Below are 17,235 nucleotides of genomic sequence, written 5' to 3' on the forward strand. Positions count from 1 at the left end.
TTAAATTGGGCATTCTATAAACCCTTCGATTGTCTCTTCTTCATCAGTTGCCAAATTTCTCATTGTTCCCTCAAACCGCATACTGCTGACTGTACCAGCATCAACTAAATCTACACTTCCAGAAATACTCACATAAGTTTCCACCACAACCCCGTTGTCTGTTATCTGTAGGACTAAAAAAGCATCACTTGAGTCATTTAATTCATCTCTAAGATTAAACGTGGCCGATCGACATGTCCCTTCGTGACTAACAGCGATACCATAAGTCAACCCATCCAACTGATAAAATCCAGAATACACACAAGTAATGTCTAATCCACCTTGGGATTCTACATTACAGCCGCCTGTAGCTTCTGTGGTTTCGCCAAGAAACGTAACAAAATTGTCATTAATAGAGCCGCCACCATCGTCATCATCACTACTGCAACCACCACCTTGCAACACAATAAGTAAGGGTATTAATACAAGTAATTTGAGTTTCATAATTAATAGCGTTTTGGTTAATGGTATAAAGCTATCGTCACGAAATCGCTTATCATATACCTAATTGTAGGTATATAAGATTTTGGCATAAGAAGATACTTTTGAATACGACTCTATTGACCTCAAATAGTTGGAATAAAATATTTAGTAACTTTAGTACTTAGCTATTAACTCATTATGACTAAGCATCTCCTTGCTATACTATTAGGTCTGTCTATGTCTTTGATGCATTCCCAAACCAAAGAAATAGATAGCTTGATTAATGTCATTGAAAACACAAACGATTCATTTGAAGTTGCTAAAACACATTTGATATTAGCAAAACTCCATGAGCGTATCGATTTAAACAAAGGAAAAGCTTACGCCTATAAAGCTTACAAATTCAAAGAGAATGATTCCCTTTTGGCTGAAACCAGCAATCAACTTGGGCGTTTTCAGTTCTTTACTAACCAATTAGATTCTGCAACTGTATATTTTAAAAATGCCATAAAACTATTAGAAAAACATAAGGACGAAAAACGTGTGGCCATTATTAATATAAGTCTTGGGGCTATTTATTTAAGACAAGGAAATTATGAGAAAACCATCTCAACATTAACGGAGAGTGCCTCTTTTTTTGAAGCCAGCAATGATAACCTCAATGCCGCCAAATGCTACAGTAATATTTCGAGTGCCTTTGCTGAGTTGGATAATTTTGAAAAAGCCATAGAATATAGCGAAAAAGCCTTAGAGATATTTAACAAAAATAACCTTACCCAATTTCAGTTGATTACATTACCAAACCTGGCAACCCAACACTACAAACAAGGAGATACCGTTAAAGCTATTAACTATTACAACGAGGCCGAACAATTAGCTAAAAGTGTCAATGATAAGCGATCATTATCAATGACATACAACAACCTTGGGAATATCTATTTAGAAACCGATGTTGTTAAATCCAAAGCGTATCTTGAAAAAGCCCTCGCTCTTAAAAATGAACTTAACTTAACATCAGGAATTGAGATTACAAAGAGTAATCTGGGTTATATCTATCTCAAAAACAAGGACTACAAAACGGCTACCTCTTTATTGAATGAAGCTTTAGTAAATGTAAAAGGAAAGCAACAGGTTTTTGTTTACAATAATTTATCTAAAGCCTATAGAGGATTGAATAATTTTCCCAAAGCTTTAGAATTTTCAGAAAAAGCCAAAACACTCAACGATAGTTTACTCAGTGCGGACAACCAAAAGACCATTTTAGACATTCAGACCAAATATGAAACTGAAAAGAAAGAGAAGGAAATTTTACAACTTCAAACAGAAAACCTACAAGCTAACTATAAGCGTAAACAAAACCGCAATCTGTTGCTTGCTACCTTGGTTGTATTGTGTCTGTTATGTTTATTTATTTACCTGCAGTTAAAAAATGCACGTAGAAAACGTATTATCTTAGAACAAGAGCATACGATTAAAGCACAGGAATTGGAGCAAAAACTCCATGAACAAGAATTAGATGGTATTGATGCTATACTAGATGCTCAGGAAGAAGAACGCTCCAAAATGGCTTCTGATTTGCACGATAACCTAGGAAGCAAGGTCGCCACACTAAAGCTTTATCTCGAAAGCTATGATAATAAGGACGATTTTTCAGGCTTTTATAACAAACTGAAAAAACTAATGAACGATACTTACAACGAAATCCGAAGTATTTCAAAAAACAAAAACTTTGGTGCTCAGATCGACAAAGGTCTCATTCCATCCACAAAAAGTATTGCAAAACAAATTTCAGATTCAAAAAAAATAGATATTAAGGTTATTAATGTAGACGTTAACAAGCGGATTGAAAACACGCTCGAAATTCAGATATTTAGAATTATCCAAGAACTACTGACCAACATTATTAAACATTCCTCAGCAACCGAAGCCATTGTACAATTCTCTGAACACGATAACACACTCAATATCGTGGTTGAGGATAACGGGAAAGGTTTTGATATCAACGCTGTGAAGACCGGAATTGGTTTAATTAATATCGAAAAACGAATCACTAAAATTGATGGTGAGTTGGTTATTGATTCGTCTCAAGGTAATGGCACCACTATAATTTTAAATATTCCTTTATGAGAATTAAAGTTATTATAGCAGACGACCACCAACTTTTTATTGATGGCTTAAATTCCATATTAGCTAAAGCCCTAGAAATTGAAACCATTGGTGAAGCCAATAATGGTGTAGAGGTTTTAAAACTTTTAGAAAATGGTCTTTCGCCAAACATTATACTTACAGACATTAGAATGCCTGTGTTAGATGGTGTTTCTTTAACAAAAACCATAACAAAAGATTATCCAAATATTAAGGTATTGGCACTTAGCATGTTCGATCAAATACCCGATGTGATAGAGATGCTAGATGCCGGTGCTAAAGGCTATGTCACTAAAAATGTTGAAAAAACGGAGTTGATCTCCGCCATCCATACCCTTATGAAGGGCGATTATTTTTTTAGCGATACTATTCCTAAAGAGATTGAAAATTGGTTTCGACAGGAAAAAATAGCATCTACAGCATCTTACTTAACCAAAAGGGAAAAAGAAATTCTTCAGCTTATTGTAAAAGGCAGAACATCGCTAGAGATGGCTAATCAGCTCAATCTGAGCAAATATACCATTGACACCCATCGAAAAAACATACACAAAAAATTGGGCATAAAAAGTAACACGGGCTTAGTCAACTATGCTTTAAAGCATTTGTAAAAAAGTTACTTAAGAAAGTATATTTTGGAAATATTCATCAAAAAATCTATAGTTAGACTTAGACACTGATGGCAGGAGTAAGGAGTACATCAAATAACTATAAACTATACTTTGCCATTGTTCTTTTGACGATTGTATAACATAAGACCAATAAACAATAAGACGATAGCAATAACCAACCAGTACCAAAGGCTCATGGTTTTAGTGCTAACGGGCTCATCTAAACCGTAGAGCACAAACCCTGCCCAATAATAAGGCTGTGCCAGCTTAGTGCCTTTGTGATTTTCCAAAAAGCTGAGTTTGGCGTTTTTGAGTGCCTCCGATTTGGTTTGTCCTTTTTTGAGATTAGAGTAAAAACCAACCATTATCTCCTTTGTTGGCCAGTCTGGCACTTCCCACAGACTTGCAATCGTGGCAGGTACACCTGCAAACGTAAATGCCCGCTGAAAAGATTCTATATCACTCCCTTTATTGCTCTCATCAACACCTGTATTACAAGCGCTTAGCACAGCCAAATCGGCATTGAGATTTAAGCCATATAATTCTTCTAAATACAAGTCATCAGCTTGTGACGATGCATCACTAAATAATAATCTACTGATACCCGAAAGTGCGGGGTCCACATCTGCATGCATGGCTAAATGTAAAAGCTTGTATTGTGAAGCTGTCTCAATAAAATCTTGTTTGGTAAGTTGCTTACCGTTATATAAACTAGACGAAAACATTTGGCTGATCAACTCAGATTCTTTTAGCGCGCCTTCCAAAAAACTGGGTTTGCTTCTTACCTGCAACATATTGGCAGATCGTGGATATTCGGGTGCGTAGATGGCCAGCTCTTTGGAATGCTGTTCTTGAAATACCGAAGGAAACACAAAGACTAAATTAGAGGTATAGCTTATGCTTAAGTTTTCAACCAAATTAGTATCATCCTGCATTAAAACTTCAAAGGCCAGCTTATTTAAGATTTCATCTGGATTTATAATGACGTGGGTGACCATATCATCAATCTCTGGCAGAAGCTTATCTGCTAAGTTTTGTGCTTGTTTTGCATCGAATGCTTTTGTTTTCAGCATTGCCATAAAGGTTTCAACGCTTTGTTGGTCTAATTCCGACCATGGTTTTAGAATAACATCAACGACATCTTTAGAAATCGTGAAAATTGCTATCTCATCATCAAAAACAACATACTTTATAACCATTTGATGTGGCTGTAGTTGTTGCATTAAATCGACAACTCTAAAGTTTGACTCATCAAACAACTCCAAATTAGGAAACATTTCCTTAGTCAACTTTTCGGTTTGACTTAATAATGTTTGCAGAGAATCTGCCTGACTGATTTGCGCTTTGTACTTTAAATCTGCTATTTGGCTTCGTAGCTCGTAATTTCGAAATTGAAGTGAATCGAGCTCTGGAAAATTGTCGATTTGACGGTTCTGATTAAACTTCTGCCAAGCCAGTTGATTTTGTATATTTTCAAAACGATTTAAAAGATCAATGTGCTTAATGTCTTTATTATACCCTAACTTTTTTCTTCTTAAAATGCCTTGAATGATTTTTTTTAGGAATGTTTCTTGGGTTTTATTGAATTTTCTTTTGTCGTAGCTGTTTTCGAACTGATAAAATGCCAAAGGATATAATTTGGCTACTATTTGTTGGGCCGTAGAATCTTTAGGGAAATACTTATGAAGTTCTTCTGAAATCCTAAGAAGCAAATTGGTATGACCAAAAACACCACTCGGCTTAAAATTGTCTAAAGACGGTGTGAGCTGAATAGAGTCGGAATGTACTTTTCCAATAGCATTTAAAAACGTGGTAATAGCAGAATCTTTTTGTTTTTGTTTCGCTTTTATTAAACCCTTTTGTGCTAAAAAAAATGGTCGTCTTCTATCCGATAGTGATAGGGCACCAAGAAGTTCATTAATCTGAGATTCTGCTTTTGCCAATTCATTAGTTCGTACTAATAGTTTAACTCTGTTGTACTTGATCGACAATATCACCCCACCATAACCTTTTTTCTCCATCAAATCAATGGATCTGTTGATGTACTGAGATGCCTTTTCTAAATCATCTTTTGAAGTTTCGGCTTCTGGCTTTCTACTGCAGTACCAGTCACCTATATGACTGAGTGCTGTTGTATAATATACACCATCCCTTTTTTTATGAAAATTCGACCGTTTATTGTAGGCTTCAAAATTTCTGAGTGTTTGCTCAATCAATAAGCTATCGGCCGCTGTTTTGCCATATTTATAGAGTTGATAAACTCTACTGTAGTCTAAAATTATATCGTATTTGTAAATATAGCCACTTGCATCGGTGACGCTTAGATCTACAGCTTCTTTATTGTTATGATACAATTCTTCGGCTTGTCTTAGGTACATCTTAGCATCATCAAAATTGCCATGATAGGCACACTGTTCTGATAAATATCTATAGGATGTAATTAAATAATCGTAATCTGGATCTTTGACACTTCTTAAGTATTTAATGGCATTTAAAGTCGAATTAAATGTGCTTTTATCTTTGCTACAATAGGTCTCGGAAGAAGCTTTATCGCTATACAATTTTCCTTTTAGTTGCCGTCCCTCTTCCGTATTGTTGCAAAATGCTATTCCTTTTTTAGCACTTTTAATTGACTCTAAATAATTTTCCTGTTGATAATACGCCTTATTCTCATACTTGTACAGCATGGCTATCTCTAAACTGTCTTTTTGCGCTTGCTTTAAAAGCTTAGTTATTTGCGCTTTACAGAAGGCCAGTAAATCGTCATATTGCTTATTGGCCAACAGTTGGCTAGCTTTATCACTTGGTTGTTGTATTATAGAATCTTGTAATGGTCTAGTATATATTTCAGCATTGGCACTACTGAAATTGAGAAGTGTAATACATATGATAAGACCTAGCTTTAATATAGAGCTCAATTTGATTTTTATTGATTGGAAAACCCTAAATTAGAATAAATAGAACGTTATCACAAACGCTCTATTTATTCAGAAGTGTGAATTACCTGTTATTTAAAAACGTTTTTATCTTAACATTGATAAGAATAGCGCCAGGACCTTCGCTCAATACTTCTGCATCTGGCAAGTATTGAGACAGAGTTGATTTACATTTTTGCTCCGCTTCAATGGAGCTTGCAGCACGCTTTTCAACACATTCTTCGATAAGCTCGCCCCTATATTCAGCTATAAATGTGGTTTCGTTAAATGTTTTAATGTACAGGTATCCCGAAAAAGTTTCGGTATCGGTTAGGGTTTCATTATTATAGAAATTTATCGAATAGGTTGATCGTTCCTGATATTCATCTATATTTTCAAGGTTCTTCATTGCCGCAGAGTTTTCCAAAGCCTCGAATTGAGGTTCCATTAAGGCCATGAGCTGTTTTTGAGCTTCATCGGGCGTAATTTTACCTTCTTGTAATTGTTTGGAAATAGCCATACTTTTTGCTTTGATAACCTCAGCATTACTTTTAAGCTGTGCTTCCTCCGCTCTGTCTCTAGAACTTTCATATTCATCAATCTCTTGAGATGCAAACTTATACTCCGCTAGACTTTCTTGTAAATTACTAACACGGACATATACACTATCGGTTTCTTCTATGGGGAATTTAAATCCTCGTTTAAAATCCACATCCAAGATTAAAGATTTACCATCGGGGCAATCAGTACAATTATCGGTTTGATATTTGGGATCGGACTTGTCAACTTCATAAAGGACTAGCGATAACTTCTCTTTAGAAATCTGTGCTTTTACCACTTCTAAATTTGAATTGAAAGACGTTCCATTGGCGTTAACCTGATTTTGGGCGATCCCTACTTTTGTAAACAGTATCACTACTAATAGTACCGTGATTTTTGTGCTTAGTGTTTTCATGAATTAGCGTTTTTCTATTTTGAACCCTATAAACGCAGAGAGATAACCCCCTAACCCATTTAGATGAGACATTGTTCTAAAGTATTCTTTACCTAGTTGGAGATCATCTATCTTAAATTTTATTCGCCGCCACCTAAATGGATCATCATGAGTTAATAATTTCTGTGTAAGATCTGATTGAATATCAAAAGTTAAACTTTCATTTGCAGCTTCGCCTGCAACTCTAAATTCGCGTATTATTCCAATATCTATTTCTTTACTAACTTCACGAGTTCCGTACAATTTTTTATCATTATCATTGGTCTGATGGATCCAATTGATAGTTTTTTTCTGAATATCCTTTGTCTTCCGCGGATTGCTTTTACTAACATCCCAAACTCTATTTTTATTATTATCAAGTGGCATCAATTGGGAGTTGCCAGATTTTGTTTCTGCACTTACGTAGACTCCTATAGTTCCGAAAATTTCAATTGAGCTAAATGGCCTCTTGTTGTTTTCCATACTTATGTACAATTTTGTAAATGTAACCCTGTACGTCCCTGAGTAATCTTTAGGTGTGGTGGGTTTTTTGTTCTTGTCATAATAGTAAATAGACTTATCCGTACCAATAGCCCATATTTTACCATTGTGTACAGCGATATCTTTAAAATCCTTTCTTGTATTTTTTAGCAATATCCATTTATTTGAAGTGCTTTTCCATTCATAAATACCTTTATTTCTCCCTACAGCATAGACCTTTCCCGTTTTGTCATCTATTGTGATTTTAAGCGGACTTCCACTAAGGGTATTCCATTTGCCACTTTTAAACTGCTTGAATTTATTATCCTTAAATCTTGCAAAGAGAGTTTTAGAATCCTTTCCTAATACCTGGTTGAACCCAGAGGTATTTCTATTCACCAGGTTTTGATCTTTCCATTGGCCTTGAAACAACTTTTTTAGTTTTCCGGATAAATCCAAAGCTCTAATATTTCCCTGTTTATCAATATCTACTTCTTTGGTTTTTAACCCTGGTATTTTGTTCCATCTACCGTTGACATCGATGTATACTTCGTTTGAAGTAGAGGTCATATAAACACTGCCATTGGTATGCACAGCAACTGATGTTGCATTTTTAGATTGCTTACCAAACACCAAAAATTTTTTGCTTCTAGAATCGTACTTTTTAATATTCTTAGAGGCGTTAACCACATAAACACTTCCATCTTTTGGACTCATAGCGATATCTGTAGCCTGCCCACCTACTTTTACAAACCCTTGGGCTCCAAGCATTAGGGATGTTAAAAACAGTACAATTGTATATGTTCCCTTTAATTTCATAATCTGTATTTTATAAATTATAGTGTTTAGCAATTTCTAAGGCAATGGCTTTGTTTTCCTTTCCACTAGTAGTGGTATTGCCATGATAAGGCGGTGTAATGGTATACAAAACCCCTTCTTTTAATATTTGTAACTGATACATGTTAGAGATATAAACAGCCTTATCACCTAAGCCCTCTACCTTGTGATATAGTGTGGCATTTCTTTCTGGACTATATTGCCAAAAAGGATCTAGCATCTGGTTAATATGAGCAGAAACCTGTCCTTTCCAATACTCATGTTCCTTCTTACCATAAAATAATTTTGCATTACAGTGTAATATGCCTCCCGAGCCATTATCAACAGTCTCTATATCTATATGTGTGCCACCTGGATTATATGACAAGACCAGTTCTTTAGGGAATTCATTGCATAGCCTTTGCTTTATTTTTTCAATGTCTATTTTACTTTCACTGGCTTCAAGCACATCACTGTTAGTTTGAGTATCATTTTTAGAACTGTCTTTTTCGCCTGCGCACGATGCCAACATTAAAGACATCGCTATTAGCATATATTTTAATCGTCTCATTTTCGATGGTTTTTAGTTAATATATCCGGCAGCTTTAGCAATGTCTATAGCCGCTTTTTTGTAATCCCTATTTTTTGCAACCTCATCTTGGTTAGATCTGTTATTTGGCGGATACACATTTAGAGTATAACCCTTGAACTTTATTTTCAATTCTTTATTGTTAGCGTTCCATACGGCAGCCATGCCCAGATTTTCCACCCACTCTGAAGATTTAGATATTGATTTTTGCATGGCCCAAGCTTCTTCCCAGTTTTCACCACCACCAGTAGCTTCATGTACTTCGCCCATAAATTCATCCTTCCCAATTTCTCTAGAAACAGAAATAGAGCCACGTAACCATAAAAAATCAGAATCTCCAGACTTTACATAGAAAGAACAAACGGGTGTTGAAGTAGCGCGTCTGTGCTGATTTTTTAGAGGGTCATCTAATAAAATTTCATCAGGAGAAACTCCATAAATACCGGCAATGTCTTGAGTACTCAACTTGTCACAAGCACTCATGCCTTCAGCATAATTAATGCGATTGTTTTTAAAATTTTTATTTACAAAACTGATATCTCCCATTTCTGAGATATCTACCGTTTTTTTATCCCCCAAACAAGAGGTGAATAGTATTGCCAATACACCAAGCACGGTGATCTGTCTTAATTTCATAATTGTTACTTTATTGGATTAATAGCTTCTTATTGATAACTGTATTTTGACTTTTAACTCGTATGAGATATAAGCCTTTGGATAGGTTTTGTAGGTTTAGTTTATGGTTTTGGGTATTTAAAGCATTTATAGACAACACCTGCTTCCCGGATATATCAAATAATGACACACTATCTATAATAGATTGTGTCTGAATGTCAACTTCCGAAGCCGCTGGATTTGGAAAGAGCTTTACATCGGATAGGGCAACATTTTCATCAATCGATAAGGTAGTTGTATCAAAAACTTCTATGGTAAAATCCCCGACTTGGTTAATATTTTGTGCAAAACGCTCATCAAGATTACCACCAATCCATAATTGCACATAATAGGTCTGCCCAGGGACTAAATTGTTGACCTCAACTGTCCCTGAATCGCAACTAATGGGTTGTGCCTCATTACAGTCATTATATATAGCCACATTGACATTAAGATTGTTTAGATCTGCACTTGCTATGGCCGTTACAATACCAGAAGATGGGGCCGTAAATTGGTACCAAACATCAATAAGCACAATGCTATCGGGTTGACAACTCGGAAAACTTGTTGAAGAGGTCGCACTGATCGTAGTACCAGCCGTAAGTTCGCCCAAAGTCAATGTAGTTGCTTCTGCACAATCGTCGTTGGTAGGTGCACAATCTAAACCAAATGTAACTTGAGCATCAAAGTTGAATTGTGGCTCTGCATTTAACCAATTAGTATTGCTATAGCTAACATCATCGACTTGAATACAGGATAGTTCCGCGTTGTTTTGAGCTTCGAAATTTGTAAAGTTGATATTGTTTCCATTATTTACTATTAACGAGACAAGCGCATTATCATCACAAAACAAAGTTGTAATATTTGGATTTTGACTAAGGTCTAATTCAACAATCGCATTAGACCTTAATCCTAAGTTCTCTAGATTTGAGAGCATTGATAAATCAACTTCAGAAAGGTTATTTTGGTTTAAAAACAATTGGGTTAATAGCAAGTTATTAGATAGATCGATGGCACTTAAGTTGTTGTCGTTAAGACTTAAACTTATTAAACTGGGATGATTGGACAGATCAATTTCTGTTAGATCATTTAAAGCTAAAAGAATGGTTGTTAGCTGTGTGTTCTGACTAAGATCTACGGCTGTTATATTATTATTAAAGGCTGTCAAAACTTCTAAATCCGTAAAGAATTCAATTCCTGTTAAGTTAGAAATATTATAACTGTTCACGTCCAAATCGGTAACCCCTAGAGCATCACTTTCTAATATCTGACCATTGATGATACCGTCTGAATCGATTCCTAAATCTATAAGGGCTTGTTCAAAATTGGGATCTGGAATCATTACGGTAGTGTTAGGGCTTCCGCAGGACAAACTAAATCCTTGGAAATTGTCTGTTGTAAATCCCCAAAACGTATTACTCCAATCCACATCATCGACCTCTACACAGGTTAAGTTAGGGTTATCTTTAACTCTAAAGTTTTGACCAATATTTGTATTATTCCCGTTTTTAATAAAAATGGTCTCTAATAAGAGATTGTCTTCTGCACGAACATCATTCAAAGCAGTATTGGTAGACAAATCCATAACTGGCAACACAGGGTTGTCATCAAATTCTATACGTTCTAAAAGCAAATTTTGAGATAAGTCTACATCTGTAAGTGCACTGGTGCTATTTATAAGCAAGACTCTCAAAGCCTCACATCCAGAAAAATCTAAGGTTTCAATATCTGTAATATTAAAGTAGATATCATCTAGCATCGGATGATATCCAAAGACCACTTCGGTAACACCACTTTGTTCTATACTAAGTTCTATAAGCTCACTATTGCTAGTAAAATCAACAGTCGTCATAGAAACTTCGTCAATGTAGAGGTATTGTAAATTGGTCAGGGCACTAAAATCAAAAGTGGTGTCTAATACATCATTTATAGAAAGGACTTCTAAATTCACCAAACCTTCCGCTGGGCTAAGGTCTACAATATCACCATCTAGTCTTAAGTCTTTTAATGCTACAAAATCTTGTAAACCCGTAATATCAGTAACATTGAAGTTACCAAAATCAAAATCTTCCAGATCACTAATATTAGCTGTAAAAACAAGATCGTCTAGTGGACCAGAATCTAAGCCTAATTGAATAAGTCGAGATTCGAAGGCATCATCAGGCACAAATGTTGTTTGTGCTTTTACAGCAAATAATGCACAGAAACTTAAAGTGTAAAGGAGTAAATATTTTTTCATGATTAATTATTGAGGTTATTGTTGTTTAAAACATCTTTCGATATTCTTTTGGGTTAATCTTTTTACTGATATGATCATTTATCGCTGTTGTTTCACTTCTTACATTGCCGTCTTTAGAGCTAATGGTATATTCCATAATATGACCTTCTAGAATACTGTTATTTTGTATAAACCAGTTGGGCAGATTAACACTTGGCGCGGCCCAAAGCTCAATCTTTACCTTATCATCAGACATGATATATTCATTGCAACTGGCTCCTAAAATTGTCTTTGTTCGTCCAGTTTTAGTCAGATTTGTATAATCGTAGTTCGCCATTTCCTTACTAGGATTCTGCATTTGTTGACTGCCCATCATACCTTGAGACATTCGCATTTTCATGCCTTCAGCTTCAACAAAAATGTGCACATCATCACCATCCATAACAATTATAGATTCACCTTGAACCTCTTCATCACTATACGCCGACATGTCGGCTTTCATTCCAATATATTTAGCTGCCGGGTTCATGAGGTATGAGATCTTATAGGTTTCGTTTTCATCCAAATCAGTGATATTAACCTCGGTTTCGAAAGTAAAATGATACACGCCTGCAGCTGGGGCATCTCCTGAAATCAAAGGCATATCAAATTCTTGTGTGTCTTTGCTTGGTTTTTCCTTTATTCTGTTATCAAAGAATTGAATGGGCCCAACATCTATAGCTCCAGTTAAATTTGCGGACTCATATGAAGATGTGTATTCGTCCTCACTATTATTTGGGTTTTTAATTCGTGTCTCTAACTGAATCTCTCCAGAAAAAGAGAATTGAATATTATCCTTGCTTACTACATCTATAGTCACCTTTCCGGCTTCGAGATTATAGGATTGGTAGTCTTTTGTTACTGCCGATGAAAATCCGTTCTCATCCTCTAATTCTGGTTCCCATATGGGATCGTATGATAGTTTTAATGTGGCTTCCTCAGGTATGCTTAGGACAATTTGAGTTTGCTTTGGCTTATCATCTTCAAATAAAAGCTCATAACCATTAGGAATCTCCAAAACGTAACCATCGTGAATATCTGCACCGTGCGTTACCCATGAACCAAATATTTTTACAGCCTTGTTGGTTCTTTCTAACGTTGCTTTTCCAAATTCATCAATGATATAGTTACCATACTTTAAACTGTGTTTTAGTATCGCAGAACCACTTGTGCTATTTAAGGGTGTTTTATCAGCAACATCTTGTTCCTTTTGATTTTGCTGTTTTTTATTCTTGTTTTTTTTGAGAGAAAAACTATCTATTTCCTTATCAATCGTCTGCTCTACTTTACGTTCTAACTTTTCTTTTGTTTTATCTTTTAACCTCTTAAAGATCTGGGCTTCAGCACCACTAACAGTTAAAAGAGCGAGTAAAACAAGGCAGAGTGTTTTCTGAAATTTCATAGTTGAGATACATTAGATTAACACTTTTTAGTACAGACGCTTATCGAAAGGTTAACAGCAGCTCAAAAAAAATTATATTTGTTATCTACTGTTAACTTTTCCAAATCAAAAAGAACTAAATGGCAGAGACTATTCGAGAAGATGATTTACAACAGCGTCTTAGAGCTGAGGATAAATCTGCACTTGAGTTTGTCTACAAAACTTATAAATCAGAGTTTATAAATTATAGCAGGCGTTTTGAGTTAAAAAATGATGACGCCCTAGACGTATACCAAGATGCCATTATAGCGATGTACCAAAATTTTACAATGCAGCAATTGGAGCTTACATCGAGTAGTATTAAAACGTATTTATTTGGTATTGGAAAACATAAGATTTATAAACTCTGTAAGTCAAAAAACAAACAGATAGAAATTGAAAACAACATTGAAGATTTTGAAGACATTGAACTCAATGATGACAGCTTAAATTATTATCAAAAAGAGCTTTCAAAACTTATAGCAAACATTTCTGATAGCTGTAAAGAGTTATTGCGCTTGTACTATTATAGGAATTTGACCGTACAGGAAATTGTAGAGCAAACCCAATACAAAGATGCTAATACTGTAAAGAGTCATAAATCGAGATGCATGAAGCGTATAAAATCATTAGTTAGTACCAAATAAGTGATGAATAAAGAGGACTTATTAAAAAAATATTTTAGGCAAAGCTTGTCCGAGGAAGAAGAAAAAGAATTTACGCTTCTGCTTGAGTCTGATCATGATTTTAAAGCTTTGTACGAGGAATATTCAAATTTAAATCTGGCGTTTAAGTCTCACGAAGCAGAAGAACTAAAAGCCTTTTTAACCTCTATTGACGAACAAGAGGGTGTTAAAAAAATCATCTGGTATAAATCATCAACCTTTTATTATCTGGTAGCCGCGGTATTAATTATAGCCCTATGCTTACCCTTTTTACTAAAGCCCAGTGCAAGTTCTTTATATAATGAATTTTATGAGGTATATCCAAATGTAGAGCAACCCGTAGTAAGAGGTTCTGAAGAAACCAATACCTATAATGCATTCAAAGCTTATGAAGCTAGCAATTATAGTTTAGCTACGAAGGCATTTGAAGAACTTCTGCAAACTAACAGCAATCCCAACTACAAGTTTTACTTTGCCATGTCCCTATTAAATGATGGTAAATTTGACCAAGCCTTAAATACACTTAAGGACTTAGAAGATCTTAAGTTCAGTTACACCGACGAAACTTTATGGTATATGTCTCTTATCCTCATAAAACAGGAACAACCCCTTAAAGCTACATCAAAGCTAGAACTATTAGATAAATTAGGTTCGTCGTTTAAATCTAAAGAAAGAAAAGTACTTTTGCAGAAACTACAGGACAACTGATGTCTATAATCTCAAAAGATATTTCGAAAGCTATTGCATTATTGAGTGCAGAAGAATTAGTTGCTATTCCAACAGAAACAGTTTATGGTTTAGCTGGCAATATTTATTCAGAAAAAGCGATTAAGGCGATTTTTGAAACTAAACAACGCCCTTTTTTTAATCCACTGATTGTTCATATTCCATCGGTAGATTATTTAAACAATATAGTTGCATCCATTCCCGAAAAAGCAAAACTGTTGGCAGATGCATTTTGGCCAGGACCTATTACTTTGGTATTAAAAAAGAAAAGCATTATTCCAGATTTAATCACTGCTGGTAAAGATACAGTCGCCGTACGCGTTCCAAATCATCCTAAAACTCTAGGATTATTAAATCAATTAGATTTCCCTGTGGCAGCACCAAGTGCCAATCCATTTAATCGCATTAGTCCTACCAAACCAGAACATGTAGAAGAGTATTTTAAAAATCAAATCAAAATGGTTTTGGATGGTGGTCCAAGCAAAAAAGGTATTGAATCGACCATTATTGGTTTTGAAAATGACGAACCCATCATCTATCGCTTGGGTTCAACCTCAATTGAAGCCATAGAGGCTGTGGTTGGCAAAATCGAAATTAAGAATAAGAAAGAAGTATCACCTCAAGCACCTGGAATGCTAGAGCGCCACTATGCACCAAAAACAGAAACCGTATTAACTGATAATCTTCAGAAAATCATTAAAGAATACCGAGGGAAACGTATTGGATTATTGCTTTACAATGATATTTTAAATGATGATGCTATTGACTTCAAAATTGTATTGACACAAGACCAAAACCTTGAAGAAGCTGCATCAAAACTATACGATGCGCTTCATGAGTTAGATAAACAAGATCTTGACATCATTATCGCAGAGCGCTTACCAGATTATGGTCTCGGTAAATCCATTAATGATAGATTATTAAGAGCTACTAAGTAATAATGCCTTGCCGAATTGAAAAAACAGTCTTTTCTTGTTCTTGGTTTCATTGATTTATATCATATTTTAAAACTGAATTATTAGCTACCTTCAAAGAGTGTATACGACCACGGGTGTTTAATTGTAAATCCTTTCATCATGAAAAATATTTTACTTCCTATAGACTTTAAGGGTAATGAACAATTACTTTTAGACAAGGCCTACGAAATAGGAGAAAAGTTTGACTCTAAAGTATGGTTAATTCATGTGGCCGCTCCAAATCCAGACTTTATCGGTTATGATGCTGGTCCGCAATCTATAAGAGATAGTCGTGCCGAAGAACTTAGAGAAGAACATAAGCAAATTCAAGGTTTTGCTAGAAGTTTAAATCGAAAAGGCCTAGAGGCTGATGCTCTATTAATTCAAGGTACAACGGTAGATACGTTAATTGAAAAAACCGAAAAACTAAACATTGACCTCGTTATAATAGGACGCCAAACACATGGTATATTTTACAAAGCGATATTTGGAAGTGTTGCAGACAGTCTTGTAAAAAAAACAAAGGTTCCGATTTTAATCGTACCGCTAGATTAAATCCTTATTTGACCTTATATTTTCCTTAATTGATCAAGTTATATTTACACTTGGTTAACACTACTGATTTTCAGTCTAAAAAAAACCTTGACAAGGTTTGTCAATCCAATAAGTTATCGTAGATTTGCAAACTCTTTTTTGGAAGAGGAATGTTTAATCTATTGCATCAAAAAATGCAATTATAAATCAAATTAGTGTGGATACATTAAGCTACAAAACAGTTTCAGCTAACAAAGCTACCGTTAATAAGGAGTGGGTTTTGGTTGATGCTGATGGACAAACTTTAGGTCGCTTAGCTTCAAAAGTAGCAATACTATTGAGAGGAAAGCACAAACCTAACTTTACGCCACACGTTGATTGCGGAGATAATGTTATTGTTATCAATGCAGAAAAAATCAACTTAACTGGAAACAAGTGGACAGAAAAGACTTATGTCCGTCACACAGGTTATCCAGGTGGTCAAAGAAGCTTGACTGCTACTGAAATGTTTGAGAAAGACCCAACCAGATTGGTAGAGAAGTCAGTAAAGGGAATGTTGCCTAAGAACAAACTGGGAGCACAACTTTTCCGCAACCTAACTGTTGTTGCTGGTGCTGAGCACGCTCACGAAGCTCAAAAGCCTAAGACAATTAATTTAAACGAATTTAACTAATGGAAGTAATTCACAAAATCGGCCGTAGAAAGACGGCTGTTGCCCGTGTATATGTTGCCAAAGGAAAAGGTAACATTACGGTGAACAAAAAAGACATGGCAGATTACTTTACTACTGCGCCTTTGCAGTATAAAGTGAATCAACCTTTAGTCATGACTAACAATGATGGCAACTTTGATATTACTGTTAACGTATATGGAGGTGGTATCACCGGCCAGGCGGAAGCTATACGTTTAGCATTATCTCGCGCCATGTGCGAAGTTGATGCTGAAAACAGAGCAATATTAAAGCCAGAAGGTCTATTAACAAGAGATCCAAGAATGGTAGAGCGTAAGAAATTCGGTCAGAAGAAAGCGCGTAAG

Annotated in this window: 16 protein-coding genes; 8 read left to right on the forward strand and 8 right to left on the reverse strand. The window is 35.4% G+C overall.

Annotated elements, in window-relative coordinates; translation table 11 throughout:
- A complete protein-coding gene (locus Q0972_RS08860) occupies positions 1-483 on the reverse strand; it encodes a hypothetical protein (RefSeq protein WP_299364977.1) in 483 nt (160 codons plus the stop codon).
- A 177-nt stretch (positions 484-660) separates the two neighbouring features.
- Here Q0972_RS08860 and Q0972_RS08865 point away from each other — a divergent pair, with 177 nt between their 5' ends.
- Both Q0972_RS08865 and Q0972_RS08870 read left to right on the forward strand, forming a co-directional pair.
- Complete coding sequence (locus Q0972_RS08865) at positions 661-2,589, forward strand: tetratricopeptide repeat protein (RefSeq protein WP_299364979.1); 1,929 nt, start codon at positions 661-663, stop codon at positions 2,587-2,589.
- Positions 2,586-3,215: a response regulator transcription factor gene (locus Q0972_RS08870; RefSeq protein WP_299364981.1), complete on the forward strand. Its 630-nt coding sequence runs from the start codon at positions 2,586-2,588 to the stop codon at positions 3,213-3,215. Before Q0972_RS08865 ends, Q0972_RS08870 begins: the two co-directional genes overlap by 4 nt.
- Before the next feature lie 104 nt (positions 3,216-3,319).
- Here the strand turns inward: Q0972_RS08870 and Q0972_RS08875 are convergent, their stop codons facing one another.
- From Q0972_RS08875 to Q0972_RS08905, 7 genes are all read right to left on the reverse strand, one after another.
- Entirely contained in the window at positions 3,320-6,133 is a 2,814-nt protein-coding gene (locus Q0972_RS08875) for a CHAT domain-containing protein (RefSeq protein ID WP_299364983.1), read from the reverse strand.
- Between the two features lie 82 nt (positions 6,134-6,215).
- Positions 6,216-7,085, reverse strand: coding sequence for a hypothetical protein (locus Q0972_RS08880; RefSeq protein WP_299364985.1), 870 nt, complete (start codon positions 7,083-7,085; stop codon positions 6,216-6,218).
- Between the two features lie 3 nt (positions 7,086-7,088).
- A complete protein-coding gene (locus Q0972_RS08885) occupies positions 7,089-8,402 on the reverse strand; it encodes a tectonin domain-containing protein (protein WP_299364987.1) in 1,314 nt (437 codons plus the stop codon).
- Positions 8,403-8,412: 10 nt separating this feature from the next.
- Positions 8,413-8,970, reverse strand: a complete 558-nt coding sequence (locus tag Q0972_RS08890; RefSeq protein WP_299364989.1) for a hypothetical protein — start codon at positions 8,968-8,970, stop codon at positions 8,413-8,415.
- 12 nt (positions 8,971-8,982) lie between these two features.
- Positions 8,983-9,624: a hypothetical protein gene (locus tag Q0972_RS08895; RefSeq protein ID WP_299364991.1), complete on the reverse strand. Its 642-nt coding sequence runs from the start codon at positions 9,622-9,624 to the stop codon at positions 8,983-8,985.
- Between the two features lie 10 nt (positions 9,625-9,634).
- Positions 9,635-11,881 (reverse strand): T9SS type A sorting domain-containing protein, encoded by a 2,247-nt coding sequence (locus Q0972_RS08900; RefSeq protein WP_299364993.1) that lies wholly within the window; start codon positions 11,879-11,881, stop codon positions 9,635-9,637.
- A gap of 25 nt (positions 11,882-11,906) precedes the next feature.
- A complete protein-coding gene (locus Q0972_RS08905) occupies positions 11,907-13,301 on the reverse strand; it encodes a DUF4412 domain-containing protein (protein WP_299364995.1) in 1,395 nt (464 codons plus the stop codon).
- 119 nt (positions 13,302-13,420) lie between these two features.
- Here Q0972_RS08905 and Q0972_RS08910 point away from each other — a divergent pair, with 119 nt between their 5' ends.
- The 6 genes from Q0972_RS08910 to rpsI all read left to right on the forward strand — a co-directional run.
- On the forward strand, positions 13,421-13,966 hold the full coding sequence (locus Q0972_RS08910; protein ID WP_299364997.1) for a sigma-70 family RNA polymerase sigma factor: 546 nt from the start codon (positions 13,421-13,423) through the stop codon (positions 13,964-13,966).
- Positions 13,967-13,969: 3 nt separating this feature from the next.
- Positions 13,970-14,692, forward strand: a complete 723-nt coding sequence (locus Q0972_RS08915; RefSeq protein WP_299364999.1) for a hypothetical protein — start codon at positions 13,970-13,972, stop codon at positions 14,690-14,692.
- Positions 14,692-15,648 carry an L-threonylcarbamoyladenylate synthase gene (locus Q0972_RS08920; RefSeq protein ID WP_299365001.1) on the forward strand — a complete coding sequence of 319 codons (957 nt, stop codon included), beginning with the start codon at positions 14,692-14,694 and terminating at the stop codon, positions 15,646-15,648. The genes Q0972_RS08915 and Q0972_RS08920 overlap by 1 nt, the downstream gene beginning before the upstream one ends.
- A 138-nt stretch (positions 15,649-15,786) precedes the next feature.
- On the forward strand, positions 15,787-16,221 hold the full coding sequence (locus Q0972_RS08925; RefSeq protein ID WP_299365003.1) for a universal stress protein: 435 nt from the start codon (positions 15,787-15,789) through the stop codon (positions 16,219-16,221).
- 196 nt (positions 16,222-16,417) lie between these two features.
- Positions 16,418-16,873: a 50S ribosomal protein L13 gene (rplM, locus tag Q0972_RS08930; RefSeq protein WP_299365005.1), complete on the forward strand. Its 456-nt coding sequence runs from the start codon at positions 16,418-16,420 to the stop codon at positions 16,871-16,873.
- Positions 16,873-17,235 (forward strand): 30S ribosomal protein S9 (gene rpsI, locus Q0972_RS08935; protein WP_299365007.1); only part of this gene is annotated, 363 nt, incomplete at its 3' end. The genes rplM and rpsI, both read left to right, overlap by 1 nt.

The organism is Winogradskyella sp., assembly GCF_028282165.1.
GTDB lineage: Bacteria > Bacteroidota > Bacteroidia > Flavobacteriales > Flavobacteriaceae > Winogradskyella.